Genomic DNA, 26,883 nt, shown 5'->3' with positions numbered 1-26,883 from the left:
CGTTTTCCTGGCGGTCCGCCAGCCTAGGCGACCCCTTTCGCAGGGGTCAACAGCCCGCCGACAGGTGGCGGACAGCCCGCGTCGTCTCGCGCCGACCGGCCCGCGGCGCAGGCGGCCGGGCGCGGCCACCCCGTACCGTGGGGCGGATCGTCCCTCGTCCGGTGCAGGCGGCGGTCACCGATGATCGGAGCACCACAGGTGTCAGCTGTTCCCTCTCTCCCCGCGGTGCGACGTTCCGCGGCGACCTCCTCGCCGAGCTGACGCGGCTGGAGGACTCCCAGGTCGAGGGCTGCATCCTCGTCGAGGGCATCACCTTCACCGACGACTCGACCGGGCTCGCCCTCGCCTCGCGACGATCCGTCGACGTTCCGGCCTTCATCAGCGCCGACGGGCTCTACCGGGTGCTCCGTCCGCACCTGGATCTCCGGCCCGTCAGCGAGAGGAGCTGGTCGAGCTACCCGGACGCCTCCGTGCACGGGCACTGGCGGATCCTGCTCTACGACCTCGCCCTCCCCGAGAGCAACATGGCGGAGGAGGTGCCCGGTCTGCACTACACATCGGTGGTCCGGGACGGTGAGGAGGCCACGGTCTCCGGTCGCGGTCGGGCCGCACCGGCAGCGGCTGGCGGTGCCGCTCACGACGCATCCGCTGGGCGTCCCGATCGATCTCGCGCACGCCGTGATGGAGGCACACGCCACACCCGACCGCGCCTAGCGGCCGGCGACCTCTCGTGCGAGGACGCCGCCCTCAGAGGTCGGCGAGCAGCCTCTTCGGGGCGCGGGCGCGGAACGCCTCGTGCAGCACCTGCTCGAGGTCCCCGACCGAAATGCTCTCCAGCCGGACGATCACGCTCGCGTGCCCGTCGTAGTGCGGAGTCGTCGTGAACGTCTCCGGGTCGCGGTGCAGCAGCGCCTCGCGCTCGGCGAGATCGGCGCACCAGCAGAGCAGGTCGCCGGGCGTCCCGAGCAGTCGCGCGAAGATCGAGCGACCGGCGTACCAGGCGGGCGTGCCGCAGGAGGTGCGCTCCTGGACGCCGGGCAGCGCGAGCGCGATCCGCCGGGCATCGTCTTCGGTGCTCATGTCTCGGCGCTCACGCCTTCGTGCTCAGCGCGCCCTCGCGCAGGCCCTCCTCCTTGGCCTCGCGGACGAGCTCCGCGACGCGGCGGCGCGAGCGGAGGCGGCCGGCGAACAGGGCGCCGAGGATCAGCAGCACGCCGAGCAGCGAGAGGAGCTGCGGCACGGGGATCGCCGTCACGGTCGCCGACTGCGAGACCGGGGCGATCTCCACGAGCTCCTCCGATGGGGTGACGACCGTCGGGGCGACGGTGAAGTCGACTCCGACCGCGAAGAGCGGCCAGACGCCGTCGAGCACGACCGAGACCGTGCGGCGGTCTCCCGGGAGCAGCTCCTGCTGCGTGCCCTCCTCGGGCACGAGCGGGGCGGAGGCGCCGCCGGCGCTCACCGTGCCGTCGAGCAGCAGCCGGACGTTGCCCGTGTTGACGATCTCGGCGTCGACGGCCACGGAGCCGGGGTGCAGCGGGTTCCAGTCGAGGCGGTAGTCGCTCCGCACGTTCTCGACGGCGACGCCGGGGGAGACCTCTCCGCTCACGCGGGTCATCACGCGGAAGCCGACCCGGCTCTCGACGCCCACGGAGGCCGCCGCCCTCCTCGGTGCCGACGGAGGTGATCGAGGCGGCGATGCCGGCGGCGTGATCGCCCGGCTCGGCGTCCTCGGGAACGGTGACGGTGAAGGGGACGACGGCCGTCGCGCCCGGGTCGACCGTGACGGACTCGGGAGCGTCGATCCAGGTGCCCGCCTCGACGGAGGGCTCCGAGGACGGGAGCATGCTGAAGCGGCCGGTGTCGGTGAAGTAGCCGTCGGCCGCGGTGATGCGGAAGGTGACCGTCTGAGCGCTGAGATTGCTGACCGCGGCCTCCTCCTGCACCTCGGCGCCCGGATCGAGCTCGAGCTCGATCCACGAGCGCTTGTCCGCCTCGCCGCCGGAGGCGGGGCGCATGGCCCAGGAGACGTCGCCGGCGGTCTCGGCGGAGGCGGGCGGAGCCGCGGCCAGCGTCGGCACGGCGAGGGCCAGCGCGAGGAGGGCGAGGAGCGCGGCGCGCGGCCGACGGGAGGATCGTCGCTGATCGGTCATGAGAATCCCAGGATGTCACGTGCAGAACAGGGAGGCGCGGCCGAGCGGATGCCCGGCCGCGCCTCCCACGGGTCACTCGAAGAGCGACAGGGTGAGGGTGGAGGAGTACTCGCCGGCTTCGACGGTGGGCTCGGTGCGGAGGAACAGGTCGGCGTTCGCGGTGAAAGGCCCGGTGGGAGCCACCTCCGCGGACTCGTTCGTGAGGAACAGGAGCTCCTTGTCGACGAGGCCGACGTTGTTCGGGCCCTCGTCGATCGCGGTGTCGACGCGGTCGCCCTCGGCGACGAGTCCGGTGTCGCCTCCGTCGATGACGTTCGGCTGCCAGCCGAGGTTCTCGGCGCCGATGACGTCGCCCTCGGCGTTGGTGAAGTCGGACGCGGTTCCGACGACGTACCAGCCGGGGGTGGCGGGGATGTCGGCGGGATCGCGGGTGTCGGTCACCGTGACGGTGGGGAGGGTGCCGGTGAACTGGCGGATCACGGCGGCGGAGCCGCTCCGACCAGTTCTGCGGAGGTGCCGGCGACGGTCATCGAGCGCGCCTCCTCCGGGCAGAGGGGCGATGTCGACGTTGACGTCGACGTCGTCGTTGCCGTACTCGAGTTCGGCCGCCATCGCGGTCTCGGCGGTGCCGAGCAGGAGCAGGCCACCGGCGAGGCCGGCGGTGGTGCGGATCAGGAGCGATCGGGTGTTCATTGCGGGTGTTCTCCGTTCTCCGCGGCGGCGCCGTCGCCGCCGCGGTTCTGTGTGTCGGTCGGATCCCGTGGTCAGCCGCAGCTGGCCGCGGAGGTGGGGGTCGTGGTGGTCGCCGAGGCGGGCTTGCCCGCGACGAACGCCGTCGAGGTGGTGGTGGCCTCACCGGCAGGGACGCTCGCCGTGCGGGCGGTGAAGGCCGCCGTGACGGTCTTCCCGGCGCCGACCTCGGCGAAGGACTTGGAGCCGTGGGCCGTGGTGATCGTCGTCTTCACCGGGAAGGCGTTCGGGTTGGTCGCGGTCACGGTGACCACGATCTTCCCGCGACGCAGCGGGTGCTGGTCGTGGTCGTCGCCCCGACGATCCCGGCTGTGCCGGTGACCGCGCTGGTCTGCGCCGTCGCCGTGGCCGGCGACCAGCCGGGCTTCGTGGCCGTCACCGCGACCGAGACCACGGTGCCGCGGTCGGCGGCGGTGAGGACGTACGACGACGCGGTCGCGCCGGCGATGTCCACCCCGCCGCGCTTCCACTGGTACGCCGTGGCGGTCCAGGGGGAGGAGGCGGTCGCGGTCAGCGTGCTGCCGACGGTCGCCGCTCCGGTGATCGCCGCTCGCAGCGGCGCCGGGTCGGTGATCGTCTGCGCGGGCACACTCTCGAGGGTCGGCGTCACCTTCTGCATCAGCCCGGTCGTCGCGTCGAAGGTGACACGGTCGATCGTGGTCTCGCGGTGCTGGCCGTCTCCGCCCGGGATGGCGAAGCGGTGGTAGGCGATGTACCAGTCGTCCGTGCCGGGGACGTTGACGATCGAGTTGTGACCGGTGGCGAGGATCCCCAGCGCCGGGTTCTTCTCGAGGATCACACCGCGGTAGGTCCACGGGCCGTCGACGCTCGTCGAGGTCGCGTAGCCCACCTTGTAGTTCTCGGATCCGGTGTCGTCGATCGAGTACGTGAGGTGGTACAGCCCCTGGCGGTAGTTGACGAAGCTGCCCTCGCGGTAGTCGGTCAGGCCGCTCATCCGCTTGATGGTGCCCGCCTTGATCGAGAGCATGTCGTCCGAGAGCTCGCCGTAGACGGGCGATCCGTTGCCCCAGAAGAGGTAGCTCTTGCCGGTGGCGGGGTCGGTGAACGCGGCCGGGTCGATGGCCTGACCGGACGTCACGGACTCGCCGTTGGTGATCATCGCGGTGGGCTGCGCGGTGAACGGGCCGACGGGGCTGTCGGCGACGGCCACTCCGATCGTCTTGCGGTCGAGCGACGCGTTGTGGCCCGAGAAGTAGAAGTAGTACTTCCCGCCCTTCTCGGTGATCGTCGGCGCCCAGGCGTTGCCCACGGCCCACGGGACGTTCCCGTTCGCGCCGTCGAGGGTGAGGATCGGCTGCGCGGAGCGCGTCCAGTCCACGAGGTTCTTGGACGACCAGACGTAGAAGGTCTTCCCGCCCCAGCCGGGGAAGCCGTCGGACGTCGCGTAGATGTAGAAGGTGTCGCCGAACGCCGCGATGTTGGGATCGGCGTAGAGACCCGGGATGACCGGGCTCTTCATCTCGATGGCCTTCATCGTCCAGGTCGCGGTCGCGCCACCCGCCGCCGTCAGTGTGTAGGTGACGGGCGTGCGAAGGTCGCGCACGGTCCCGGAGGCGGGGAGGCGGTCGTGCCGGTCGCCGTGGTGAACGTCGGGGCCAGCTTCGAGCGGTCGGTGCCGGGCTTCACCGCGAAGGTGACGGTCCGAGCGGCCGAGTCGACGATCGGAGCGACCTTCAGCACGTCGGGCGTGGTGAGCGAGACTCCGGCGATCTGGTCGGCCGACCCGGAGCGGGTCAGCACCTCGCTCTCGGTGAGGGCGCGGTTCCAGAGCGCGAACTCGCGGTACTCGCCTGTGAAGAGCTTGTCGCCGCCGTAGAGCGAGCGGCCGAGGTGGTTCGCCGTGGTGCGTCCGCCGCCGAGGTCCGCCGGCACGGTGGTGACTCCGGTCTTCGTCGCGACCTTCGCCCCGTTCAGGTAGATCGTGGCGGTGCCGTTCGAGAGCGTGTAGGTCAGCTTCGCCCACTGCCCGCGGGGCAGGTTCGAGCCGGAGCTCGCGGTCTGCTCGGTCGTGTAGTTCCCGGAGGCGATGCTCGTGCGGTACGCGTTGCCCGTGGTGAACAGGTAGCCGTCGCCGGCGTTGTTCGACGAGTTGCCGAGTCCGTAGAGGAAGTACGGCGTGCCCTGGGCGGGGTCGATCTTCACCTCGGCCTCGATCGTGATGTCCTCGACTCCGGCCAGGACGTCGTCCGGCAGGTCGACGTGGTCGTCGACGCCGTCGAACGCGAGGGCGCCGGACCTCCAGGCCGCGCCGCCGACGATCGTGCCGTCGCGGTCGTTGCCCGAGACGTCCTCGAGCGTCGTGCCCGAGCCGTTGTCGAAGGAGTAGCGGAGGATCTCGCCGGCCGCGTTCGCGGTGACCGGGGTCGGTCCGGCGGGCTCGGCCGCACGCAGCGCGGCGAGCTCGGTGGCCGTCACCGGGAGCACCGTGCCGTGGCGCGGGCTCGCGGGGAGGTCGTAGTCCGGGGCGACCTGCCAGTTCGGCGCGTTCAGGTCGGCGGTCTGCAGCGGGATGTAGCCGCGTCCGCCGTACTCGTCGACGAAGAGGTAGTTCTTCTGCCCGTTGACGTCGCCGGGGTTGGCGGCGAAGGCGGTGGGGCCCTCGACGGCGCCGGTGCCGGCGTCGCGGCCGATGCAGCTGTCGACGGTGGTCCAGCCGGTGAGCGGCGCGCGGAGCGACGTCGACTTCTCCTGGATGATGTCGGAGCAGCCGGTGCCGCTCGCGCCCTCGTCCTTCGTGAAGCGGTGGAAGGTGCCGTTCTGCTCGAGCACCGTGGAGTCGATGCGCGAGGTGTTCTGCCAGACCTGCGGGGTGCTGAAGGTCGTGAAATCGCGGGTGGTGGCGTACATCATGACGTTGTTCACGTTGCCGGTGTGGTTCGGGTCGTTCTCGGCGTAGAGCTTCGAGGCCCAGTAGACGACGTACGCGCCGATGCTCGCGTCCCAGTGCGCCTCGGGCGCCCAGGTGTTGCCGGCGGTCTCGGGCGAGACCAGCACGTGGCGCTGCTCGGACCAGTTCACGAGGTCGTGCGACTCCCAGACCTCGAGGTAGCGGCTGCCCTGGCGCTGCGAGCGGTCCCAGTCGCCGTTGCGGCCGATGGAGAGGTCGGTCGCGATCAGGTAGAAGGTGTCGCCCTCGGGAGAGCGGAGGAGGAACGGGTCGCGCAGGCCCTTCTCGCCGAACGTCGAGGTCAGCGTCGGCTGCCCGCCGTTGAGCTCGTCCCAGGCCAGGGCGTCGTTGCCCTTGCTCGCGGCGAAGAAGATGTTCTCGCCCTCGACGCTGTTGCCGGTGAAGTACGCGAAGGCGTAGCCCTCGAGAGCGCCGAGCTCCTTCGAGGCGCGCACGGTGGCGACGAGGTCGCGCGTGGCGGTGGCCGAGTTCTTGGTGACCGTGGCGCGGAGCGTGACGGTGCGGTCGGCGGACTGGCGGGTGACGACTCCGGTGGTCGAGATCACGGCCGGGTCGCTGGAGGTCCAGCTGATCGACGTGCCGGCGGGAGCCGCGGGGATCGTGATGTTGCCGCGCACGTCGCCGAGGTCCGGGATCGCGAGGCCGGCGGCGGCCGCGTCGACGACCTGCTGGTCGCCGGCCTGCGAGAGCACGGTGGCGGTGAACGCCTTCGTGCGCGACTCGGAGCCGCTCGTGATCGTCGCGGTCAGGGTGACGGTCGCGTTGCCCGCGGAGGCGGCGGGCCGGGTGACGACTCCGCTCGTCGAGATCGTCTGCGGAGCGCTCGAGGCCCACGTGATCGTGGATCCGTTGGCGCCCGTCGTGGGCAGTGCGAGGTTCGCCTGGACGGCCGAGAGGTCGCCGAGCGCCAGCGCGGACGCGTCGCGGGCGGCCTTCGTCGCCGCGGTCGGCTGCAGGGCGGCGACCTCGGCGGCGGTGAGCGCGTTGTCGTAGATGCGGAAGTCGCGCACGCTGCCGGCGAGCGTGCGGTCGGCGGCGTAGTTGGAGCGGCCGATGAAGTTCGCGGTGGTCGTGCCGCCGCCGATCGAGGCGGGGTCGTGGTGACTCCCGTCTTCACGGCGACCTGGCTGCCGTCGAGGTAGAGGCGCGCGGTGTCGCTCGCATCGTCGAGCGTGTAGGTGAGGGTCTTCCAGACGCCGCGGGAGAGCGGCGACGCGGTCTCGACGTTCTGCTCACCCTGCCAGTTGCTCGGCGTGATCGTGGTGCGGTACCGGTTGTCGGCCAGGGTGGCGAGGTAGCCGGCGCCGGAGTTGCTCGTCGCGGCGGTGCCGAGCCCGTAGACGAAGTAGTTGCCCGTCTGCTCGGGACGCACCAGCACCTCGGTGCTGACGGTGATCGAGTTCAGCCCGGCGAGGACGTCGTCGGGCAGCTTCACGTGGTCGTCGGTGCCGTCGAGCCGCAGGCCCGCGTCGCCGCCCGGGGTCGCTCCGCCGACGATCGTGCCGTTGCGGTTCCTGCCCGAGCTGTCGACGGCGACGGTGCCGCTGGTCTCGGTCAGCTGGTAGCGCAGGACGAGGTTCTCGGGGTTCGCGGCGGCCTGGGCGGGCGGCGAGGAGAGGAGGGGGACCGCCAGGGCCACGGCTGTCGCCATGACGAGGGGTCGTAGGAAGGGCTTCATCGCGCTTGCTCCTAGGTCGGCACCATTGCTGAGTGGAGGGGGCCGACACACGTCGGCGTGTTCACGGTAACACGATGTTGACGTCAACGTGAAGGGGTGCGGGCACCTCCGGCGCACTCTAATCCGCAGCGCTCGCAGCACAACGACGAACGGCACCCCCGGACCCGTGAGGGGCTCGAGGGTGCCGTCGGAGTCGGTGCGTGGAGGGTGCGCGCTACGTCCTGCTGCGCCGCATCACGGCGCGCTGCAGGAGGACGAACACGAGGAGGATGCCGCCGGTGATGATCGTGGTCGCCTCGGGCGGGATGCCGCCGTCGCGGGTGATCAGGACGTTCATCAAACCCAGGACCAGCGCGCCGACGACCGAGCCGAGCACGAAGCCGACGCCTCCGGTCAGCAGCGTGCCGCCGATGACGGTCGCCGCGATCGCGTCGAGCTCCCATCCGGTGCCGGTGATGTTCTGGGCGCTGCCGAGGCGGGCCGTGCAGACCACTCCGGCGAGACCGGCGAGCGTGCCGCTGATCACGTAGATCGAGAGCTTGGTCCGCAGGACCGGGAGGCCCATGAGCGCCGCCGACTGCTCGGAGCCGCCCATCGCGTAGACCGTGCGGCCGAGCCGCGTGCGGTGCAGGACGAAGAACGCCCCGGCCACGACGAGCAGCGCGATGACGACGCCCGGGCTGATGACGAAGTCGTTGACCTTGGGCCCGTCGATCAGCTTGATCGGCGTCGCGAGCGAGAGCACCGCCGAGTCCTCGGGGAGGCGCTCGGGCACGGTGCTCAGCATCGAGGCGAGCCCCCGCGCCAGGAACATCATCGCCAGCGTCGCGATGAACGGCTGGACGTCGAAGTACTGGATCAGGATGCCCGAGATCAGGCCGAACGCGGAGCCGATGACGATCATCAGGACCATGACGATCCAGGGGTTCCAGCCGGCGTTGATCAGCAGCACGCCGCTGACGCTGCTGAAGGCGATCACGGCGCCGACCGAGAGGTCGATGCCCCCGGTCAGGATCACGAAGGTGAGCCCCACCGCGAGGATGATCAGGTGCGCGTTGTTGACCAGGAGGTTCGACAGCGTGCTCGCCTGGAGGATCCGGCCGTAGGCCGCCTCGCCGTAGACGATCATGCCGACGAAGATGACGAGCGCCGCGAGGGTCGGCAGCTTGTCGAGGTGCTGGCTGAAGAAGGACCGGGCGCTCGTGCGCTCGGAGCTCGCCGGAGGGGCGGAGCGGGTCAGCAGGGCGCTCATGCGGGGATCGCCTCTTTCTGCGGGGCGCGACGACGCGCTTCGCGACGGTGGGAGAAGGCGGAGCGGACGCGCTCGGACTGCAGGAGGCAGAGAGCGACGATCACGATCGCCTTGAAGGCCGGCGTCGCGGAGGAGGAGACGCCGAGGAAGACCACGGTCTTGTCGAGGGTCGCGATCAGGATCGCTCCGACCGCGGCTCCGGCGATGTTGAACTTGCCGCCCGCGAGCGACGTGCCGCCGATGACGACCGCGAGGATCGCGTCGAGCTCGAGCTGGTACCCGGTGCGGGAGGTGTCGACGGTCATGACGCTCGCGGTGGCGAACACGCCCGCCACTCCGGCCAGCACGCCGCTGCTGATGTAGGCGGTGAGGAGGAGGCCGCGGCGGTTGATGCCCGCGAGGCGGGCGGCCTTGGCGTCCATGCCGATGGCCTCGATCATGAGGCCCAGCGCGCTGCGGCGGACCAGGAGGCCGACCGCGACGACGATGGCGATCGCCAGGAGGAAGACGACCGGGAGGCCGAAGACGTAGCCGTTGGCGAGCCAGCGGAACGGCTCGTTGGTGGCGGCGGTGTTCTGGCCGCCGGTGATCACCTTGGCGAGACCGCGGCCGGCGAGCATCACGACGAGCGTGCTGATGAAGGGCTGGAGGCCCACCACCGAGACGAGCACGCCGTTGACCGCTCCGAGCACTGCGCTGACGAGCAGCGCGAGGCCGAAGGCGGCGGCCGCGGCGCCGAGGGAGTCGGGAGCGCCCTGGGCGTTCAGGAACTCCATCGAGACGGCTCCGGCGACGACCATGATCGAGCCGACCGAGAGGTCGATGCCGCCGGTCGCGACGACCAGGCACATGCCGACGGCGATCATGAGGATCAGAGCCGCCGCTCGGGCGATGTCGATGACGTTGCCGACGAGGTAGCCGGTGGTGGGGCTCATCGAGACCGCGAGGTAGCCCGGGTCCTTGACGACGTTGATCAGCAGGAGGAGGACGATCGCGACCGCTCCCCAGAACCACTGCCTCCGGATGAGGCCGGTCAGGAACGAGGTCCTGCCGGCTCGGGTGTCGCTGCTCATGATGCGGCCTCCTGCGTGGCGCCTTCGAGAACGACGACGTCCTCGTCGACGACTCCCTCTGCGGCGATGGTAGTGACGATGGACTCCGCTGTCACCGCGGGTCCGTTGAGGATCTCGGCGATGACCCGGTGATCCTTGAGCACGATGATGCGGTCGCTCAGGCGGACCACCTCGTCGAGCTCGGAGGAGATGAAGATCACGGCGACGCCCTCGCCGGCGAGCGCGACGACCTTCTCCTGGATCTCGGCCTTGGCGCCGACGTCGATGCCGCGGGTGGGCTCGTCCAGGATGAGGATCTCGGGGTGCGTGGCGAGCCAGCGGCCCAGGAGGACCTTCTGCTGGTTGCCACCGGAGAGCTTGCTGATCGGGCGATCGGGGTCGGCCGGGCGGACGTTGAGCTCGACCAGGTACTTCGCGACGATGTCGTCCTTCTCCTTCTTGGAGAGGGGACGGGCCCAGCCGCGCTTGGCCTGGACCGCGAGGATCAGGTTCTCGCGGACCGAGAGGTCGCGGATGATTCCCTCGTCGCGGCGGTTCTCGCTCGAGAACGCGATCTTGTGCGCGAGGCCCGCGGTGGGCGTCGGCACGTCGATCTTCTTGCCGTGCAGCGTGATCTCGCCCGTCTCGGGCTTGTCGACGCCGTAGATCAGGCGCGCGAGCTCGGTCCGGCCGGAGCCGAGGAGCCCGGCGAATCCGACGACCTCTCCGCGGTGCAGGGTGAGGTCGGTGGGCTCGATCGAGCCCTTCCGGCCGATCCCCTTGGCCGTGTAGAGCGGCGCGTCGCGGTAGAGGTGGTCGCTGTTCTCGCGCTCGGAGTCGAGGGAGCGCAGCGCCGCGATGTCCTTGCCGATCATCTTCGAGATGAGCGAGGTGCGGTCGAGATCGGGCGTGAGGTACTCGCCGATGAAGGTGCCGTTGCGCAGCACGGTCAGGCGGTCGCTGATCGCGTACACCTGGTCGAGGAAGTGCGAGACGAAGAGGATCGCGACGCCCTCGGCCCGCAGGCGCCGGATGACGGTGAAGAGGTTCTCGACCTCGTTCGCGTCCAGGCTCGAGGTCGGCTCGTCGAGGATGAGGACCTTCGAGTCGCTCACCGTCGAGCGGCTGATCGCGACCAGCTGCTGCATCGCGATCGAGAGCGAGGAGAGCGACTGGCGCGTGTTGAGGTGGTCGAGCCCGAGCTTGCCGAGGGCGACCTTCGCCGCCGCGTGCGTGGCCTTCCAGTTGATGCCGAAGGGGCCGCGGACCTCGTAGCCGAGCATTACGTTCTCGCCGATGGAGAGGTTCGTGACCAGGTTCACCTCCTGGTACACCGTCGAGATGCCGGCCGCCTGCGCGTCGGCGGTGCCGCCGAGGCGCTTGGGGGAGCCGCCGACCAGGATCTCGCCGCTGTCGATGCGGTAGACGCCGGTCAGGGCCTTGATGAGCGTGGACTTGCCGGCGCCGTTCTCGCCCATGAGCGTGTGGACCTCGCCCGGGAAGAGGCGGTCGACGCCGTCGAGCGCTTTGACACCGGGAAGCTGATCGAGATGTTCTTCATCTCGACGATCGGAGGCGAGCCTGTCATGTCGCGTCCTTCCGTTCTCGAGCAGGGCGGACCGGAAGCGGTGACGCCGAGGGATGGAGACGCGGGGCCCGGAGATCGTCCGGGCCCCGCGTGTTCCGCAGGGGAGGGTGTGAGCCCTAGGGCTGCGGTCGGGCCCTAGAACTTGCGGTCGGGCAGGACCTCGGCGGCCACCTCGGGCGAGTCGAAGGTCTCGCTCGGGACGACGATGGAGGACTCGACGGTCTCGCCGGCCAGCGTCTTCTCGACGGCGTCGAGGGCGGTCTCGCCGAACAACGGGTTGTACTCGGCGACGAAGCTGAGCTCGCCGTCGGCCAGGGCCTGCAGCGCGTTCTTGGTGCCGTCGATCGTGGCGATCTTGACGTCGGTGCCGGGGGTGAGGCCGGCCTCCTGGACGGCCTGGACGGCGCCGAGGCCCATCTCGTCGTTCTGGGCGAAGACGAGCTGGACGTCGTTGTTGTTCGACTTCAGGACGGTCTCGAAGACGCTCTTCGCCTCTTCGGTCGACCAGTTGGCGGTCTGCGCGCCGAGCTTCACGAACTTCGAGTCGGCGCCGATGACCTCGTCCCAGCCCTCGTTGCGCTCGTTGACGACCGAGACGCCCGCGGGGCCCCTCGAGCGTGAAGTAGTTCGCGCCGTCGGGGAAGGTCGTGGTGGCCCAGTCGGCGACCGAGGTGCTGACCGCGATGTTGTCGGGCGCGATGCGGGTGACGTAGAGGTCGGAGTCGTCCGGCTCGATGCCGCGGTCGATCAGGATGACCGGGATCTCGGCCTCCCGAGCGCGCTCGAGCGAGTCCTCCCAGCCGGAGCCCTCGGTGGCCGACAGCAGGATGATGTCGACGCCCTCGTCGACGAACGACGTGAAGGAGTCGATCTGGGACTTCTGGTCGCCGTTGGTGGCGGGGGCGTACTTGAGCTCGTAGCCGGCCTCCTCGGTGAACGTGTCCTCGATGTTGGTCTCGTTCGCCTGGCGCCACGCGCCCTCGGGGCCGACGGCCACGAATCCGATGGTGGTCAGGTCGCCCTCGCCGCCGGCTCCCGCCTCCGAGTCGCCGCCGGAGCAGCCTGCGAGGCCGAACGCCATCGCGCCGACCGCTGCGAAACCCAGGAACTGGCCGATACGCCTCTTCGTGGACATGTGTCTCCTCCTTGAGACCGCGGGCGCGCCGAAGAGCGCCCGGGATGGGGTGGGCGCGAAGGCCCGGTGGTGGTCGGGCCTAGCGGCCCGAGGTGCAGTGAGTGCAGGATGTGCTGTGGACGCCGAGTGATCGCGTCCTCTGCTCGGATGTTACCGTGAACAAAACTTGTGACGCAACAGCGTCCTCGCGCTGCCGTGTAACGATCCGGTACCCCGGTGCGGCGGGCTCGCTCCTCCCGACGGCGCCGCTGCACCCCTGCGCCCCGCTGCCGGGTCGCGCTGCCGCACTTCGCCCCTGGATTCCGCCGCCGCGTCTCGCCGCGTCTCTCCGCGGCGGCGCCTCACCGCCTCTCTCCGCCACCGCCCCTCGCCGCTTCGCCGCCGCCGCCTCTCACTGCCACCGCCCCTCGCCGCTTTTCCGCTGCCGCCTCTCGCCGCCCCTCCGTCGCCTCGCCTCGCGTGGCCGCCTCTCTCCGTCGTCGCGCCTCGCCGTCGCGCCTCGCCGTCGCGGGGGTCGACCGGTCAGAACGGCGGCGGGGCGTCCTCGAACCTCGGTCCGCCCGAGAACGCGCGAGCGGCGCCGGGGACCGGGGCCGGACGGGTGGTCACGCGCCGTCCGGTGGGAGTGGTCCAGTCGGCGGTGCCGTCGGGATGCAGGACGTAGGTCCAGCGGTCGCCGTGGCGGACGTGGTGGTGGGCGACGCAGAGCGACGCGAGGTTGTCGAGCGCGGTCTCGCCGCCGTGGCGCCATTCGATCGTGTGGTCGGCCTCGGCGGTGGCGGCGGAGCGGGTGCAGCCCGGGAATCGGCACGTCCGATCCCTCAGCTGCAGGTGGAGCCGCATCCGAGCGGGCGGGACCCGGTGGGTGCGGCCGACGGACGCGACACCGCCGGACACCGGATCGACCAGGACCCGGGTGAAGGAGGCCGCCGTGCCCACCAGCTCCCGCGCAGCACGGGCGGAGATCGGTCCGTAGCCGTCGAGGTCGGCCGGAGCGTCGTCGAGGCCCGCGGCGGTGCTCGCGGCGATCGTGAGGCGCACCTCGGCGCGCACCCCCGGCACGAAGGCGCGTGAGGCGACGACCCCCTCCTCGGTCGGGGCGGTGCCGGAGACGTCGCCGTCGCAGAGCAGATCGGCGAGCGCGTCGGCCCGCAGCTGCGAGAGCGTGCGCTCGTCAGTCTCCGCGCCGGCGTCGGCGTGCCGGACGTCGCTCCCGGGGCGCCGTCGCGGAGGGTCCGTGCGATGCGATCCAGGCGGGCGAACGCGCCCAGCGCGACCGGTGCCGGGAGGAGCGCGCACAGGGTCGCCATGCCGTCGACCTCGGGCACGATCCAGACCGCCCTGTCCTCGCGAGCGCGGACGTGCCGCCGCTCGAGGGGCTCCTCGTGCACCTCCTCGCGGAGCCGTGCGACGGCGCGGCGCAGCTGAGTGGGGGTCATCGAGACGGCGAGCCCCGCCGCCCGCTCGTCGAAGACCGCCCGGGAGGAGGAGGGCAGGGTCTGCGCGACGGCGCAGATCAGCCGCCCCGCCTCCCAGCGGATGAGCGCTGCGGCCAGCGCGGCCTGCGTGCACGGCAGCTCCTCGACCAGCAGCTGCGCCTCGTCGAGCTCGCGCGACGCGACCCGCTCGGACACGCCCAGTGCGACTGCGAACTCCGCTCGGATCGACCGCTCCACCAGCTCGTCGGTCTCGCTGCGCGACAGGCCCCGGGCGAACGCCTCCGGGTGTGCGAGTGCCGCCCGGTACCCCGCGTGCAGCTCCTCGGCCGCCGCCAGCAGGACCGGTGCCGCGGAGCGCGCGAGCGCGCCGGCGCGATCACCGCGCTCCTCACCTCCGCGAGCGCCGACTCGGAGGGATCGTCTTCTCGAGTTTCTCTCATGTCCACGAGTCAACACGCGACCACCGACATCCTCGTCCGCCCGGCGGTGAGCGGGGGACGGATCGGACGCGGGCACCCTGGGGAGGAGGGGGACTGCGGGTCGGCCCTCCGATCCGCGATCCCGGCGGAGGTCAGGACTTCTGCAGCATCAGCAGCGAGGGAGCCCGTCCCTTCTCGATGTGCGTGAAGGCGATGGATTCCGCGAGGCGGTCGTTGCCCGACCGGATCGCCTCGAGGAGACCGTGGTGCTCGTCCGACCGCTGTCGCTGGTCACGGGCGCTGGTGAGGTAGAAGAGCCACGTCATCCTGCCCGTGACCGCGCGCATCAGCGAGGCGAGGAGGGCGCTCCCGGCGACTTCGACGACGGCCTCGTGCACGACGGTGGAGGTCTCGGCGACGTCGAGCCAGTCCTCGCTGTCGAGCGCGCGGTGCTCGGCCTCGATCGCCTCGAGCAGGGGCTGGAGGGACGCGCCGGCCGCGACCGCGCGGGCCGCGAGACGCGCGGCGAGCGTCCTCGAGGCTGAGGCGGACGTCGAAGAGCTCGACCACGTCCTCCTCGCTCCACTGGGCGACGCGGGTCGAACGGCGGGGGGACATGCGCACGAAGCCCTCGTTGGCGAGCTGCGGGACGGCCTCCCGGACGGGGAGGCGCGAGACGTGCAGATCGGCGGCGAGCGACGCTTCGACGAGTCGCGAGCCCTGCGGATAGTGGCCGAGGATGATCCGCTTCCGGAGCGACCGGTAGGTCTGGCTCGCCAAGCGATTCCTCGGGGGTGACGAGGGTCATGGGGTCCTCCTAGCGACGGCCGCTCCATTCAACACGCTCACCCGCCCGGCCAGCTCCGCGCCTTCGGAAGAGGACGGGCGTAACTGTCGATCCGGCTGGTGCCCAGACGGTGGCGGACCAGTGTCTCGACGAGGGCGGCCGCGGCGGCGACACCGTCCACGACCGGCACGGGCAGGCGTGCGCTGACGTGCTCCTCGAGTCCCGCCATCCCCGCGCAGCCGAGGCAGATCACCTCGGCGCCGCGGGCGACGGCGCGCACGCCCGCGGCCACGAACGCCTCGAGGGTAGCCTCCGGGTCGACGTCGAGCCCGAGGACGCCCAGCCCGGTGTCCTCGATCGCAGCGCAGTGCGCGATCAGTCCGGCGGTGGTGAGGCTGTCCTCGATCTGCCCGACCGCGCGGCGAACGGTGGTGACCACTCCGTAGCGACGGCCGAGCAGCATGGCGAGGTGCGCGGAGGCCTCGGTGATGTCGACGACGGGGACGTCGAGCAGCTCCAGGCCCTCGCGGCCGTGCTCGCCGAAGCCCGCCATCACGACGCCGTCGATGTCGGCGGGGAGGCGCTCGAGGGTGTGCAGGACGGCCGCGGCGCTCAGGGAAGCTGTCGTACCAGCCCTCGGCCGAGGCGACTCCCAGCTCGGGGTGACCGGGACGATCTCGGTGCCGGGCCCCACGGCGAGCCGGCACGCGCCGCGGCCGTCTCGGTCATGGACTCGGTGGTGTTGCAGTTGACGACGGCGATGCGCATCAGGACCATCACCGCCGCGGGCGAGAGGCGGATCTCGGTGCCGACGTCGCGCAGGCGCGCGAGGTCGATCCAGTGCTGCCGCGACGGCGAGGTCCTGGGCGGCGAGGCCGACAGAGTCGAAGACGGTGATCTCCTCGACGCTCGTGCGGCCCGGAGCGGTTCCGACGACGACGTCGCCGAGCTCGCGCAGCTCGGCGACCGGGTCGATCGCGCCCTCGGCGGTCGCGCGGACGAGATCGCCCGACTTGGCGCGGGCGGTCGCCGCACTGTCGACGACGAGAGTCCCGATCGTCATCGCCGCCGAATCGAGCTCGCGATGCTCCGGTCGGGGCCGGGCGCCGACGGCATTCACGTGCTCACCGGGGTGGAGCCACTCCGCGCACGATCGGGTCGATCGAGGGCGTGAGCGTGCAGAGCACATCGCAGCGCTCGGCCACGACCTGAGGAGACCCGGCGAGCGTCACCGGCCGCCCGACCGCCTCCGAGAACCGGTCGAGCGTCGCCTCCGACCTCGACCAGACGACGATCTCGTCGACGTCCATGACCGCGCTCAGTGATCGAACGTGCTCGACGGCCAGGTTGCCGGCGCCGACGAGCCCGAGGATCCGGCTGCCCGTCCTCCCGAGGTGGCCGCGTGGCGACCGCCGATGCAGCGGCGGTGCGGGCCCCGCGTGATCAGCGCACCGTCCAGCACTGCGACGCACTCGCCGGTCTGCAGGGAGGTGACCAGGATGGTCGAGCGCTGAGTGGGGAGTCCCGTGCCGCATTCGCAGGCAGGTCCGCCATGAGCTTGACGGCGGCGAGTCCGAGGGCGTCCGAGCGGGCCGCCATGGGGAGGACGAGTCCGTCGTCCTCCCAGGAGGTGCTGTCGGGGCCGGCTGACTCAGAATCCCGGACCCCAGGTCGGCGAACACCTGCTCGACGGTCCCGAGGACGTCGACAGCGGGGAGCAGTGCGGCGATCTGCTCGGAGGCGAGGACGAGCGTCATCAGCGGGCGCCGACCACGGCGGTCCCGGTGAGCTCCGCGAGCGAGGGTGCCCTGGTGACGAGGCCCGCCTCGGCGAGGATCCTCATCCACCTGTCGGAGGCGGCCTCGTCGATGACGGTGGTGTCCGCAGACACCGCCCGCCGCCATCTCGTCGGCCGCTTCGCGCAGCAGCACCGGATCCTGGTCGGGCCAGCGAGCGGCGAGCACCGCGTCGATCTCGGGCCCCGCCTCGCCCGCGGTGATCTTCTGCATGGCCGTCTCGATCGCGTCGACGAAGCGCTCGGTGCGGTCGGCGAGCTCCGCGACCCGCTCGGTGCGGGTGTAGTAGACGCTGTTGGGCATCACGCCCGTGTCGAGGTGCTGGAACACGATCCGACCTCCCCTGACGCGACCAGCTCCTTCGCCGAGAGCAGGTCGAGCACGATCGCGTCCCCGAGGCCGCCGCGGTAGAGCTCCAGCATCATGGCCGTCGACAGGTCGCGGGCCCAGCGGGTCGCCGAGGAGTCGAGCCCGGCCTCGCGGATCAGGCCGGCGGTGTACTCGTACGGCGCGCTGCCACCGGCGCCCGGGGCGAGGGCCACCTTGCCGGCGAGCCAGTCGAGTCCGACGGGGCCGGGCGCGTCGCGGGCGACGATCGTCATGGGGAAGCGGTGGTTGAGCTGACCGACGACGGTCAGCTCCCGACTCGTGCCTGCGTACATCCCGGGCACCCAGAGACCGCCGAGGGCGAGGTCCGCTGCGCCGGAATCGAGGTCGTCGAGCACGCCGGTCCAGGGATCGCGCGCCGTGGCGGTGACGGAGAGACCTCGGTCGGCGAAGAGGCCGCCGACGTCGGCGACGTACTCGGGGAGGTAGTTGAGTCCGTTGGCGGTGGCCGAGACGGTGAGGGTGTCCATGGTGCTCCTTGTGGGTTCGCGCCCCGGCGCCGGAGCGCCGGGGGCGTGGGTCAGTGGGCGGCGGCGATGGCGTTCTCGTTGACGTCCTCGAGCGAGCGCCCCGTGTCTCCGGGGCGAATCGGGAGGCGACCACCAGCACCGCATACATCACGGCGGCGAGTCCGAAGACGCCGGCGAAGGCGAACGAGCCGTACAGTGCGACAGCGAGGAACGGCATGACCGCACCGGCGATGTTGCCGATGCCGTTCACGATCGAGGCTCCGGAGGCGCGGATCGCGGTCGGGAAGATCTCCGCGGTCCACGTCGCGAGAGTGGTGTTGGTGACCATGGTGAAGAACTGGAAGAGGACGCCGAGCACCAGGATCGCCCCGGTGCCGCTGCCGAAGCCGGCGAAGGCGAGCGCGGTGAGACACCCCAGCACCTCCTGCGGCGCCCACTGCGGTGCCGCCGTCCGACGCGGCCGGCGATGAGGGCGGCAGTCGTGGCTCCGAGGAGCGATCCGATGTTCATGATCATCGTGTAGAGCAGGCTCTCCGAGACGGAGTAGCCGCGCTCGACGAGCAGGGTGGGCATCAGGAAGTTCAGCGTCACCTGCGAGCCGAAAGCCATCCACGACGCGACGCCGAGGGCGGCGGTGCGGCGGATCACGGGACGGCTGAAGACCGCGGCGGGGGAGGCGGACATCTGCACGGGCGGCAGATCCGCCTGCGTCAGCTCGATCGGCGGACGGGCGCCGGTAGGGGTGAGCGAGTTCGAGGAGAGGATCGCGAGCGAGCGGTTGGCATCCTCCGTGCGACCCTGCGAGAGCAGCCAGCGCGGCGTCTCCGGCAGCTTGCGGCGGTAGAAGACCACCAGCAGTGCGGGGACGGCCAGGATCACGAACGACCAGCGCCAGACCGTGTCCGGCCCGCCCAGGGGCGTCTCCAGCGGTCCGAGCAGCAGGAGGAAGAGACCGTAGGAGAGGAAGTTGCCCAGCCCACCGGCGCCGACGTTGACGGCGCCGATCGCGGTGCCGCGGAAGCGGGTGGAGACCATCTCGGACAGCATGACGAGGCCGATCATGAACTCGCCGCCGATGCCGATGCCGACGATGAGCCGGCTGACCAGCAGCATCTCGTAGTTCATCGCGAGGGCGCTGATCAGGCCGCCGAGCGTGTAGATCAGCAGGTTGAGGCTGAGCGAGAAGCGGCGGCCGTAGCGGTCGGCGAGGTAGCCGGCGAGCACACGGCCGATCAGTCCGCCGATGACCGTGGCGGTGTTGATCGTCGTGAGCTGGATGTCGCCGATCTGCAGCGTCTCCTTGATGTGGCTGCCCATGGCGCCCACCGAGTTCTGCTCGAGCGTGTTGAAGAACTCCCCGGCCAGGATCAGCAGGAACACCCAGAACTGCGCACGGGTGAAGCCGATGGAGTCGAGGACGGAGGCGACCGTGTGGCCTCGAAGCGGGCGGAGCGGTGGTGCGGGATACAGCAGTCATGTGTAGCTCCCAGCAGGGCGAGGGGTGAGGCGGCTCCAGAGTGGTGGTCACCGCGAGGACTCCTCGTTTGTATCCCAAATGCTGTTCCGGCAAGTTTCAACCATGCTACATCTTCTGGCAGCCCCGTTAATATGGGCCATCTGCGGCGCCGCCACTGGGTGTCCGGTCAGATCGGTATACAGAATTACGTCGCGCGGAGCGGCGAGCCCCACCGCTCTGTACCCTCTCGAAGCCGGTTGTGCGGGCTCCGCCGAGGACGGCGGTGCGATGCGCAGCTCCGCCTGCAGTCGGTCGCGCCGTCATCGCTCGAGCGCGCTGCGGCATGGCGGATCACCGTGCGACCCTGCGCAGTGAGGGAGGATCCCGCCTCAGTACCCGTCGTCCTCGTCCGCGTCCGGCTCCGCGTCGGCCGCGATCATCTCGACGATCGTGTCGACCGTCAGCCACGGGCCGTTGCTGACCTCGCCGATCTTCTCGCGGTCCTTGAACACGACGATGCGGTCGCTGAGGCGCACCACCTCCTCGAGCTCCGAGGAGATGTAGACGACCGAGACGCCCTCCTTGGCGAGCTGCGAGATGTGGGCCTGGATCTCGACCTTCGAGGCCACGTCGATGCCGCGGGCGGGCTCGTCGAGCACGAGCAGCCGCGGCCGGGTCGCGAGCCAGCGCGCCAGGACCACCTTCTGCTGGTTGCCTCCGGAGAGGTACTTGACCGGGAGGTCCGGGTCGGCCGGCGTGATGTTGAGCGCCTCGATGTACGTCGAGACGAGGTCGTCGGTCTCGGCCGCTGAGAGGGTGGGCCCAGCCGCGCAGCGCCTGGATGCCGAGCACGATGTTGTCGCGGAGGGAGAGGTCGCCGATGATGCCGTCCTCGCGGCGGTTCTCGCTCGAGTGGGCGATGCGGTTGCGCAGGCCGGAGCCCGGGTCGGTGATCAGCGCCGGCTCGCCGTCGATCAGCACGCGGCCGGTGTCGGCGCGGTCGACGCCGCTGAGCAGCGACGCCAGCTCGGTGCGCCCGGAGCCGCGCAGACCCGCGAAGCCGACGATCTCGCCGCGGTGCAGCTCCAGATCGGTCGGGGCGACGGCTCCGCGGCGGCCGAGGCCGAACGCCCGGTAGATCGGCGGGCCGCTGGGCTGGCGGCGGTGCTCGCGGCGGTCGGAGCCGATCTGCCGCAGCGCGTCGATGTCCTTGCCGATCATCTTGGCGATCAGCTCGGCGCGGTCCATGGAGTGCGCCGGGTACTCGCCGACGGTGCTGCCGTCGCGCAGCACGGTGAGGCGGTCGCTCAGCGTGAGGACCTGCTCGAGGAAGTGCGACACGAAGAGGATCGCGACGCCTCCGTCGCGCAGCCGCCGCAGCACCGCGAAGAGACGGGCGACGTCGCCGAGGTCCAGGCTCGAGGTGGGCTCGTCGAGCACGAGCACGCGCGGCCGGTCGACCATGGCGCGGCTGATCGCGACGAGCTGGCGGATTGCCGGCGAGAGCGAGCGGAGGGGGAGCCGCGGATCGAGATCGCCGAGGCCGAGCTCGCCGAGCATCTCGGCGGCGCGCTGATGGGTGCGCGACCACGAGATGCCGAAGCGGCCGCGGATCTCGTGGCCGATCATCATGTTCTCGCCGATGCTGAGGTTGTCGGTCAGCCGCTCGTCCTGGAACACCGCGGTGATGCCGGCGGATTTCGCGTCGGCGGGGCCGGTGAAGCTGCGCTCCACCCCGTCGATCACGATCACGCCGGCCTCGGGCCGGTGGATGCCGGTCAGGGTCTTGATCAGCGTCGACTTGCCGGCGCCGTTCTCGCCCATGAGGCCGTGGATCTCGCCGGGGAACAGGCGGAAGCGCACGTCCTCGAGGGCCGGTCCGGACGCGAACGACACGGTGATGCCCGACATCTCGACCACGGGAACGGCTCCGCGCTCCGTCGTCCTCGACTGAACTGCCACGTGCCGCCCTCGGTTCGTGTCGCGCGCGAGTGCCTGCCTCGACGCTGATGGGTGCCGCCGATGATACGCGAGCACGGGGACCGGGGTGGTCCCGGAAGGGTCACGACCGGGGCGGCGCCGTCGACTCGCGCACGACCAGCTCGGTGGGGATCCGCGTGCGCTGCGGGATCTCCTGGCCGCGGATGCGGGCGTGGATCACCTCGGCGACGGTCGAGCCGAGCTTGTCGAAGTCCTGCTTCACCGTGGTGAGCGGAGGGAGGAAGTGCCGCGCGGTCGGCAGGTCGTCGAAGCCCACGATGCTGACGTCCTCGGGCACCCGGATGCCGCGCGAGACCAGGCCGTGGATCACTCCGAGCGCCATCTCGTCGTTCGCGACGACCATGGCGGTGAAGTCGGGGACCGAGCGCAGGCTCGTGGCGAAGTCGTAGCCGGAGTCGGGGTCCAGGTCGCCCACGACGATCGGCCGCTCGTGCATGCCCCACGCCTTCGCGCGGGTGTGGAAGGCGCGCTCCCTGGCGCGCGCGTCGAGCCAGTCGAGGGGGCCGGACATGTGCAGCACGTCGCGGTGCCCGAGCGAGGCGAGGTGGTCGACCGCCTGGGCCATGCCGCCCTGCTGGTCGACCGAGACGGTGAGGAAGTTGGGGTCCTTGTCGGACTTGACCACCAGGGTCGGCACGCCGATCCGGACGGTGCGCAGCGTCGCGACGGAGGAGGAGCGCGGGGCGATGACGCAGAGCGCGTCGATCCCGAGTCCGGTGAGGTGGTTGATCGCGTCGACCGCCGTCATGTCGGCGTCGCTGCGCAGGGCCACCGAGGTGATGGAGTAGCCCTTCTCGCGGGCCGCGCGCTCGATCGCCCGCAGCGTGCTCGAGGGGCCGAACTCGGCTCCGCTCTCGACCATCACGCCGATGCGGTCGGTGCGCTGGGTGACCAGCGAGCGCGCCGCGATGTTGGGCCGGTAGTTGAGCTCGTCGACCGCCTCGAGGACCTTCTGCCGGGTCGACTCCTTGATGTTGGGATGACCGCTCAGCACCCGCGACACCGTCATGTGCGAGACGCCCGCGACGGCGGCGACGTGGCGCAGGTTGGGCCGGTCGGCCATGTGCACCCCCTCCGGTCCCCGGGCATCGGAGTCGCGAGCCCGCGACCGGCGAGGGCTCGCGGGTCGTAGGTGCTGACAAGCATAGTCAGGCGGTGCGGCGGGGAGCGGCAGGGCGGGGTCGCGCTCTCACGGCGGCTCCGGACGGGGTGCGGGCTGCGCCCCGCGCTCAGCCGGACCCGGCGAGGAAGCGGCCGCGCTCCTCGATGAGGCGGCGCAGGTGGCGCGCGAGGACGGTGTGCTCGACGAGCCGGCCGAGGGGGCCGAGCGGCGCGGTGAACTCGATCCGGTCGGTCATGACGCAGCCTGCTCCCGTCCGCCTCGAAGAGGTGCTCGTGGCGGAAGCGGGCGAAGGGGACCGCGGACCTGCTCGTCGACGAAGCGGTGCGGGGCGTCGAACGCGGTGACGCGGCTCGTGAGCGAGAACGGGAGGCCGAAGTGGCGGGCCCGCCACGTCACCTCCTCGCCCGGTCCGATCAGGCCGGTGACGACTCCGCCCACCGCCCGCTCGCCGGCGGCGGCCTGCGAGGCCGTGTGCACGCCGATGTCGCGGGCGAGGTCGAAGAGCTCGGCGGGCGAGCGGGAGGAGCGGGTGCGGCACTCGAACGACACGGTCACGGAGTCGATCCTCGCGCAGGCGGGTCCGAGTCGCTCCCGCGGTGGAAGCGGCATACCCTCGGAACGCACGCGCCGTCGCAGCCCGCGGGCACCGAGGTCCGCGCCCCCGAGGGCGACCGCGGCGGCGTCACCGGGATGATCCATGTCTGCTCGCACTCCTCCTCCACCCCGTCCGGTCCCTCGCGCGTCGAGCGGTCGCGGCGGTGCTGGCCGGCCTCCTCGTGCTCGCCCTCGCGCCGACGACGGCGGCCGCGGCGCCCGCTCCGGCGGCGTCCGCTCCGGTCGTCGACCTCGACGCCATGCGCGAGCGGATCGTCGCGGGCCTCGTCGGGACGGTGCCCGGGAGCGACGCCGTGGGCGACCTGTCGGCGGCGGCGGAACGGGTGGCCGAGCAGGCGCGCTCGTACCGGGCCGCGCTGGACCCCGCGGGCACCGAGCCGTGGGCCGACCTCTCGACGGGGGAGTCGATGATCGAGGTGTGGCGGGCGTACCAGCGCCTGGTGGTGCTGGCGCGGGCGGTGAAGACCCCCGGCTCGTCCCTCTTCGAGGACCGGGCGCTGATCCGGGACGTCGTCGCCACTGCCGACCGGCTGCACGCGACCCGCTACAACGAGGGCACCGTCGCGGACTCGAACTGGTGGCAGGCCGAGATCGGCGTGCCGAGGGAGCTCAACCACCTCGTGGCCCTGCTGCACGACGACCTCTCGGACGAGCAGGAGCGGGCGTACCTCGGGGCGGCCGCGCACTTCTCGGACTCCGTCCAGCGCACGGGGGCGAACCGGGTCTGGTCCGCCTCGGTGCTCGCGCTGCGCTCAGTGCTGCTCGGGCAGGCGGACCGGATCGGCGAGGCCGTGGAGGCCGTCGCGCCGGCGCTGCGGACGGCTGCGGGCGGTGACGGCTTCCACGCCGACGGCTCGTTCGTGCAGCACGGCGTGTTCGCGTACACCGGGGGCTACGGCCTCTCGATGCTCGAGACGCTCGCCGAGCTGCACTCGGTGCTCGACGGCTCGCCCTTCTCGATCCGCGGCCAGGACGGGTCGACGATCCACGATCGCGTCCTGGACGCGTTCGGACCCGTGACGTGGTGCGGAGCCCTGATGTCGACGGTCCGCGGGCGGGAGATCGCCCGCGCCGACCAGGAGGACACCGAGGCGGGGGTGCGGGTGCAGGCGGCCGTGCTCCGGCTGGCCGACAGCGCCGGGCCCGCTCTGCAGTCGAGGCTGCGCGCCCTCGCGAAGTCGTGGCTCGAGTGCGCCGGCGACCGCGCCGCGACCGTCGAGTCCCAGGGCGGAGTGGCCGATGTGGTCCGCGCGCGGCTGGTGCTCCAGGACGCGGCGATCGAGCCGGCCCCGATCGGATCGGGCGCGGTGTCCTTCACCGGCATGGACCGCTTCGTCCGCAGCACCGACGACTGGGCCTTCGCGGTCGGGATGTCGAGCGAGCGCATCGCCGGGTTCGAGACCCTGAGCGGGGAGAACGGGACGGGGTGGAGCACCGGGAACGGGGCGACGTACCTCTACTCCGGGTCCGCCGAGCAGTACGACGGCGGCTACTGGGCCACGGCGGACCCCTACCGGGTGCCGGGCACGACCGAGGACACGATCGTGCGCGCGCCCGGAGACGGCGGGAACGAGACCGTCCCCGGATCCGCGGCCGGGAGCATCGCGACGGCGTCCGAGGCGGGAGTCGCCGCCTTCGTGCACCGCGATCCGGCGACCGGCCTCGTCGCGCAGAAGGCGTGGTTCGCGTTCGACGACGAGATCGTGGCGCTGGGCTCCGGGATCACGTCGACGGGGATGACCGGCACGGGCTGGGACGGCGCGCCGCGGCGCGTGGAGACGACCGTGGACTCCCGCCGCGCGCTGGGCGAGGACGCGGTCCTGCGGGTCGACGGTGCTCCGGTGGCCGCGGGCTCCTCGTCGACGACGACCGCCCGCTGGGCGTCGATCACCGGATCGGGCGAGTCGGTCGGGTACGTGTTCCCCGAGCCGGCGTCCGTCACCGCCCTCGACGAGACCCGGTCGGGAGAGTGGTCGGGCGAGGACCGCTCCCCGGCGGCCGCCCGCTTCGACACGCTGACCCTCGACCACGGCACCGACCCGACGGACGCGGGCTACGCCTGGACCGTGCTGCCCGGCAGCGACGAGGCGGCGACGGCGGCGTACGCGCTCGACCCGGACGTCGACGTGCTGGCGAGCACCGCGCAGCTCGGCGCGGTCCGGGACGGCCTCGAGCGGGACCGTGAGCGCGGTGACGTGGAGCGACGAGCCCCAGCGGATCGTCGCCGACGGCCGGACCTGGGGCGAGATCGACGGCCGCGCGCTCGTCAGCGTGCACGAGGACGAGCGGACGATGACCGTGACGGTGAGCGATCCGGCGCAGCTCGGCGGCGGCGCCGCGGGGCTGACCGCGCCCGTGACCGTCGACCTCGCGCGCGACACCTTCGGCACGGTCGGAGGAGCCGATGCGGCGGTGAGCGTGTCGGCGTCGCCCGGGCACACGGTGGTGACCGTGGCGCCCTCCGGTGAGCGCGGCGCGACCGCGTCGATCACGTTCGAGAAGGAGCCCCGGTCGTTCGCCGAGCTCCCGGTGATCGTCCTGCTGGTGCTGGCGATGCTGGCGCTGCAGCTGCTGCTCGTCGAGCGGCCCGGGTCGGCGAGGCGCCGCGGGCGGCACGCGGGGTGAGGCGTCAGCCCTCGGACGGGAGGACCGCGAAGAGCGAGTGGATGTTGCCCTCCGGATCGGCGAAGAAGCCGGTGAGGTGGCCCCAGTCCTGACGCACCGGTTCGGCGATCGCGACGGCTCCGGCGGCGACGATCGCGGCGAACTCCTCCGGGAGCTCGGCCGCGCTCGCGCACTCGAAGTTGAGCTCCACGGCCTGGCCGCCACGCGGTGCGCGGAAGGAGGTGGTCGCGGGTGTAGCGCGCCGAGACCGGCGCGGTGGAAGACGGCGAGGCGGACGCCCTCGTTCTCGAGCTGCACGTACGACTCCTCCCGCACGACGACGGCGAAGCTCAGCGCGCGCTCGAAGAAGGCGGCGAGCCCCTGCACGTCGTCGGCGAGCAGGGTGATGCCCTCGAGGGCGATGCGGGTCATGGTCGAGGACGGCAGCAGCCGGGTCGGACGCCGGAGGGCGGCGCGGTCCGGCCTACCGCCTCGCCCGGGCGTCTGCGAGGCTCGCCGGATGACCGCTCCTCCCGTCTTCGCCGACCCGCGCCGCACGGGGGCCCTGATCGGGCTGGCCGGTGCGGCGGTGTTCGTCTTCTCGTACACGCCCGCCGGGCCGCTGCCGCTCGTCGTCCGGGTGGGGGTGGTGGCGGTGATCGCCGCGACGCTCTGGTTCCTCTTCGTGCGCCCCCGCGATCTCGGTCCGTTCGTCCCTCCGAGCCGCGTCGGCATCGCCGTCTACCTCGCGTGCGTCGCCGGGGAGCTGGCGCTGATCGCCGCAGGCACGCGCCTGCTCGAGGGGCGGGTGCCGGCGAGCTGCGCCCCGCCCTGATCGCGCTGGTCGTGGGACTGCACTTCCTGCCGTTCTCGTGGGCGTTCCACGAGCGCATGTTCGCGCTGCTGGGCGGGCTGCTCGTCGTGCTCGGTGCGCTCGGGCTGGTGACGGGCGCCGCCGAGGCGCTGGCGGTCGCGTCCGGAGCAGTGATGGCGCTGCTGCTCCTGGCGTACAGCCTCGGGCTGTTCGGCGCCGACGCTGACTCCGTCGGGTGGGGGCGGGGTCGACCCTGGACGACCCCGCCCGGGGACGGCCCGGTCGGAGCGGCGTACCCGAAACGCGTGCTCGACCCTGAGGCCCGTCCCGATCTCGGAGACGCGGGGTCCGCCGTCGTCCGGGAGCTGGAGGCGAGACGGGTCCGGGTCTCGTGATGACGTTCAGGATGCCGGAGAGGAGGGGCGTGTCCAATCG

General features: G+C 71.7%; 23 protein-coding genes and 9 pseudogenes. 6 read left to right on the top strand and 26 right to left on the bottom strand.

Translation table 11 applies throughout. The features are described 5' to 3' along the window. Positions 1 to 747 precede the first annotated feature (747 nt). Together AC0CII_RS12825 and AC0CII_RS12820 are read right to left on the bottom strand one after the other, a co-directional pair. Entirely contained in the window at positions 748 to 1,080 is a 333-nt protein-coding gene (locus AC0CII_RS12825; protein WP_465229642.1) for an MmcQ/YjbR family DNA-binding protein, read from the bottom strand. 10 nt (positions 1,081 to 1,090) lie between these two features. After that, complete coding sequence (locus AC0CII_RS12820; RefSeq protein WP_465229641.1) at positions 1,091 to 1,651, bottom strand: hypothetical protein; 561 nt, start codon at positions 1,649 to 1,651, stop codon at positions 1,091 to 1,093. Between the two features lie 95 nt (positions 1,652 to 1,746). Between AC0CII_RS12820 and AC0CII_RS12815 the strand changes: the two genes are divergently transcribed. Further along, a complete protein-coding gene (locus AC0CII_RS12815; protein WP_465229640.1) occupies positions 1,747 to 1,875 on the top strand; it encodes a hypothetical protein in 129 nt (42 codons plus the stop codon). A 350-nt stretch (positions 1,876 to 2,225) separates the two neighbouring features. Here AC0CII_RS12815 and AC0CII_RS12810 read toward each other — a convergent pair whose 3' ends face one another. The 23 genes and pseudogenes from AC0CII_RS12810 to AC0CII_RS12700 all read right to left on the bottom strand — a co-directional run bounded on the left by AC0CII_RS12810 (position 2,226) and on the right by AC0CII_RS12700 (position 22,970). After that, a complete protein-coding gene (locus AC0CII_RS12810) occupies positions 2,226 to 2,846 on the bottom strand; it encodes a hypothetical protein (protein WP_465229639.1) in 621 nt (206 codons plus the stop codon). A gap of 71 nt (positions 2,847 to 2,917) precedes the next feature. Further along, positions 2,918 to 3,148, bottom strand: a complete 231-nt coding sequence (locus AC0CII_RS12805; protein ID WP_465229638.1) for a hypothetical protein — start codon at positions 3,146 to 3,148, stop codon at positions 2,918 to 2,920. Further along, complete coding sequence (locus AC0CII_RS12800; protein ID WP_465229637.1) at positions 3,145 to 4,467, bottom strand: family 43 glycosylhydrolase; 1,323 nt, start codon at positions 4,465 to 4,467, stop codon at positions 3,145 to 3,147. The genes AC0CII_RS12805 and AC0CII_RS12800 overlap by 4 nt, the downstream gene beginning before the upstream one ends. Next, positions 4,431 to 6,842, bottom strand: a complete 2,412-nt coding sequence (locus AC0CII_RS12795) for an immunoglobulin-like domain-containing protein (protein WP_465229636.1) — start codon at positions 6,840 to 6,842, stop codon at positions 4,431 to 4,433. Before AC0CII_RS12795 ends, AC0CII_RS12800 begins: the two co-directional genes overlap by 37 nt. A 134-nt stretch (positions 6,843 to 6,976) precedes the next feature. Then, positions 6,977 to 7,483: pseudogene (locus AC0CII_RS12790) on the bottom strand (LamG-like jellyroll fold domain-containing protein); the annotation flags it as partial. A 241-nt stretch (positions 7,484 to 7,724) separates the two neighbouring features. Further along, positions 7,725 to 8,762: an ABC transporter permease subunit gene (locus AC0CII_RS12785; protein ID WP_465230897.1), complete on the bottom strand. Its 1,038-nt coding sequence runs from the start codon at positions 8,760 to 8,762 to the stop codon at positions 7,725 to 7,727. Next, positions 8,759 to 9,835: an ABC transporter permease gene (locus tag AC0CII_RS12780; protein ID WP_465230896.1), complete on the bottom strand. Its 1,077-nt coding sequence runs from the start codon at positions 9,833 to 9,835 to the stop codon at positions 8,759 to 8,761. Before AC0CII_RS12780 ends, AC0CII_RS12785 begins: the two co-directional genes overlap by 4 nt. Further along, positions 9,832 to 11,402 (bottom strand): annotated as a pseudogene (locus AC0CII_RS12775) (sugar ABC transporter ATP-binding protein). The gene AC0CII_RS12780 and the pseudogene AC0CII_RS12775 overlap by 4 nt, the downstream one beginning before the upstream one ends. 135 nt (positions 11,403 to 11,537) lie before the next feature. Further along, entirely contained in the window at positions 11,538 to 11,957 is a 420-nt protein-coding gene (locus AC0CII_RS12770) for a substrate-binding domain-containing protein (RefSeq protein ID WP_465230895.1), read from the bottom strand. A 118-nt stretch (positions 11,958 to 12,075) separates the two neighbouring features. Further along, positions 12,076 to 12,483: pseudogene (locus AC0CII_RS12765) on the bottom strand (substrate-binding domain-containing protein); the annotation flags it as partial. Between the two features lie 576 nt (positions 12,484 to 13,059). Then, positions 13,060 to 13,380: an HNH endonuclease signature motif containing protein gene (locus tag AC0CII_RS12760; protein WP_465229635.1), complete on the bottom strand. Its 321-nt coding sequence runs from the start codon at positions 13,378 to 13,380 to the stop codon at positions 13,060 to 13,062. Next, a complete protein-coding gene (locus AC0CII_RS12755) occupies positions 13,359 to 14,432 on the bottom strand; it encodes a DUF222 domain-containing protein (RefSeq protein ID WP_465229634.1) in 1,074 nt (357 codons plus the stop codon). The genes AC0CII_RS12760 and AC0CII_RS12755 overlap by 22 nt, the downstream gene beginning before the upstream one ends. Before the next feature lie 115 nt (positions 14,433 to 14,547). Beyond that, entirely contained in the window at positions 14,548 to 14,871 is a 324-nt protein-coding gene (locus AC0CII_RS12750) for an FCD domain-containing protein (RefSeq protein ID WP_465230894.1), read from the bottom strand. Between the two features lie 175 nt (positions 14,872 to 15,046). Continuing rightward, positions 15,047 to 15,175, bottom strand: a pseudogene (locus tag AC0CII_RS12745) (GntR family transcriptional regulator); the annotation flags it as partial. A 65-nt stretch (positions 15,176 to 15,240) separates the two neighbouring features. Further along, positions 15,241 to 16,519: pseudogene (locus AC0CII_RS12740) on the bottom strand (aspartate/glutamate racemase family protein); the annotation flags it as partial. Between the two features lie 761 nt (positions 16,520 to 17,280). After that, positions 17,281 to 17,835, bottom strand: a complete 555-nt coding sequence (locus AC0CII_RS12735) for an ABC transporter substrate-binding protein (RefSeq protein ID WP_465230893.1) — start codon at positions 17,833 to 17,835, stop codon at positions 17,281 to 17,283. A 127-nt stretch (positions 17,836 to 17,962) separates the two neighbouring features. Then, positions 17,963 to 18,193 (bottom strand): annotated as a pseudogene (locus AC0CII_RS12730) (MFS transporter); the annotation flags it as partial. After that, on the bottom strand, positions 18,082 to 19,215 hold the full coding sequence (locus AC0CII_RS12725; RefSeq protein ID WP_465229633.1) for an MFS transporter: 1,134 nt from the start codon (positions 19,213 to 19,215) through the stop codon (positions 18,082 to 18,084). The gene AC0CII_RS12725 and the pseudogene AC0CII_RS12730, both read right to left, overlap by 112 nt. A gap of 465 nt (positions 19,216 to 19,680) precedes the next feature. Beyond that, complete coding sequence (locus AC0CII_RS12720; protein WP_465230892.1) at positions 19,681 to 20,067, bottom strand: ATP-binding cassette domain-containing protein; 387 nt, start codon at positions 20,065 to 20,067, stop codon at positions 19,681 to 19,683. A gap of 184 nt (positions 20,068 to 20,251) precedes the next feature. Then, positions 20,252 to 21,115, bottom strand: a pseudogene (locus tag AC0CII_RS12715) (ATP-binding cassette domain-containing protein); the annotation flags it as partial. A gap of 238 nt (positions 21,116 to 21,353) precedes the next feature. Beyond that, entirely contained in the window at positions 21,354 to 22,355 is a 1,002-nt protein-coding gene (locus tag AC0CII_RS12710; protein WP_465229632.1) for a LacI family DNA-binding transcriptional regulator, read from the bottom strand. A gap of 166 nt (positions 22,356 to 22,521) precedes the next feature. After that, positions 22,522 to 22,650 carry a hypothetical protein gene (locus AC0CII_RS12705; RefSeq protein WP_465229631.1) on the bottom strand — a complete coding sequence of 43 codons (129 nt, stop codon included), beginning with the start codon at positions 22,648 to 22,650 and terminating at the stop codon, positions 22,522 to 22,524. Beyond that, complete coding sequence (locus AC0CII_RS12700) at positions 22,647 to 22,970, bottom strand: SRPBCC family protein (protein WP_465229630.1); 324 nt, start codon at positions 22,968 to 22,970, stop codon at positions 22,647 to 22,649. The genes AC0CII_RS12705 and AC0CII_RS12700 overlap by 4 nt, the downstream gene beginning before the upstream one ends. Before the next feature lie 299 nt (positions 22,971 to 23,269). Between AC0CII_RS12700 and AC0CII_RS12695 the strand changes: the two are divergent. The 3 genes and pseudogenes from AC0CII_RS12695 to AC0CII_RS12685 form a co-directional block, all read left to right on the top strand. Then, a pseudogene (locus AC0CII_RS12695) lies at positions 23,270 to 25,099 on the top strand (polysaccharide lyase 8 family protein); the annotation flags it as partial. 112 nt (positions 25,100 to 25,211) lie between these two features. Continuing rightward, positions 25,212 to 25,292: pseudogene (locus AC0CII_RS12690) on the top strand (hypothetical protein); the annotation flags it as partial. Positions 25,293 to 25,481: 189 nt separating this feature from the next. After that, a complete protein-coding gene (locus tag AC0CII_RS12685) occupies positions 25,482 to 25,655 on the top strand; it encodes a hypothetical protein (RefSeq protein ID WP_465231104.1) in 174 nt (57 codons plus the stop codon). A 4-nt stretch (positions 25,656 to 25,659) separates the two neighbouring features. Here AC0CII_RS12685 and AC0CII_RS12680 read toward each other — a convergent pair whose 3' ends face one another. Then, complete coding sequence (locus AC0CII_RS12680; protein ID WP_465229629.1) at positions 25,660 to 25,845, bottom strand: VOC family protein; 186 nt, start codon at positions 25,843 to 25,845, stop codon at positions 25,660 to 25,662. 309 nt (positions 25,846 to 26,154) lie between these two features. Here AC0CII_RS12680 and AC0CII_RS12675 point away from each other — a divergent pair, with 309 nt between their 5' ends. Beyond that, on the top strand, positions 26,155 to 26,469 hold the full coding sequence (locus AC0CII_RS12675; RefSeq protein ID WP_465229628.1) for a hypothetical protein: 315 nt from the start codon (positions 26,155 to 26,157) through the stop codon (positions 26,467 to 26,469). A gap of 11 nt (positions 26,470 to 26,480) precedes the next feature. Then, a complete protein-coding gene (locus AC0CII_RS12670) occupies positions 26,481 to 26,843 on the top strand; it encodes a hypothetical protein (RefSeq protein ID WP_465229627.1) in 363 nt (120 codons plus the stop codon). Positions 26,844 to 26,883 lie beyond the last annotated feature (40 nt).

It is taken from the genome of Rathayibacter sp. AC182 (assembly GCF_979253875.1).
Note: the sequence above shows the minus strand (reverse complement) of the source record. Positions and strands in the feature narration are given on the sequence as shown.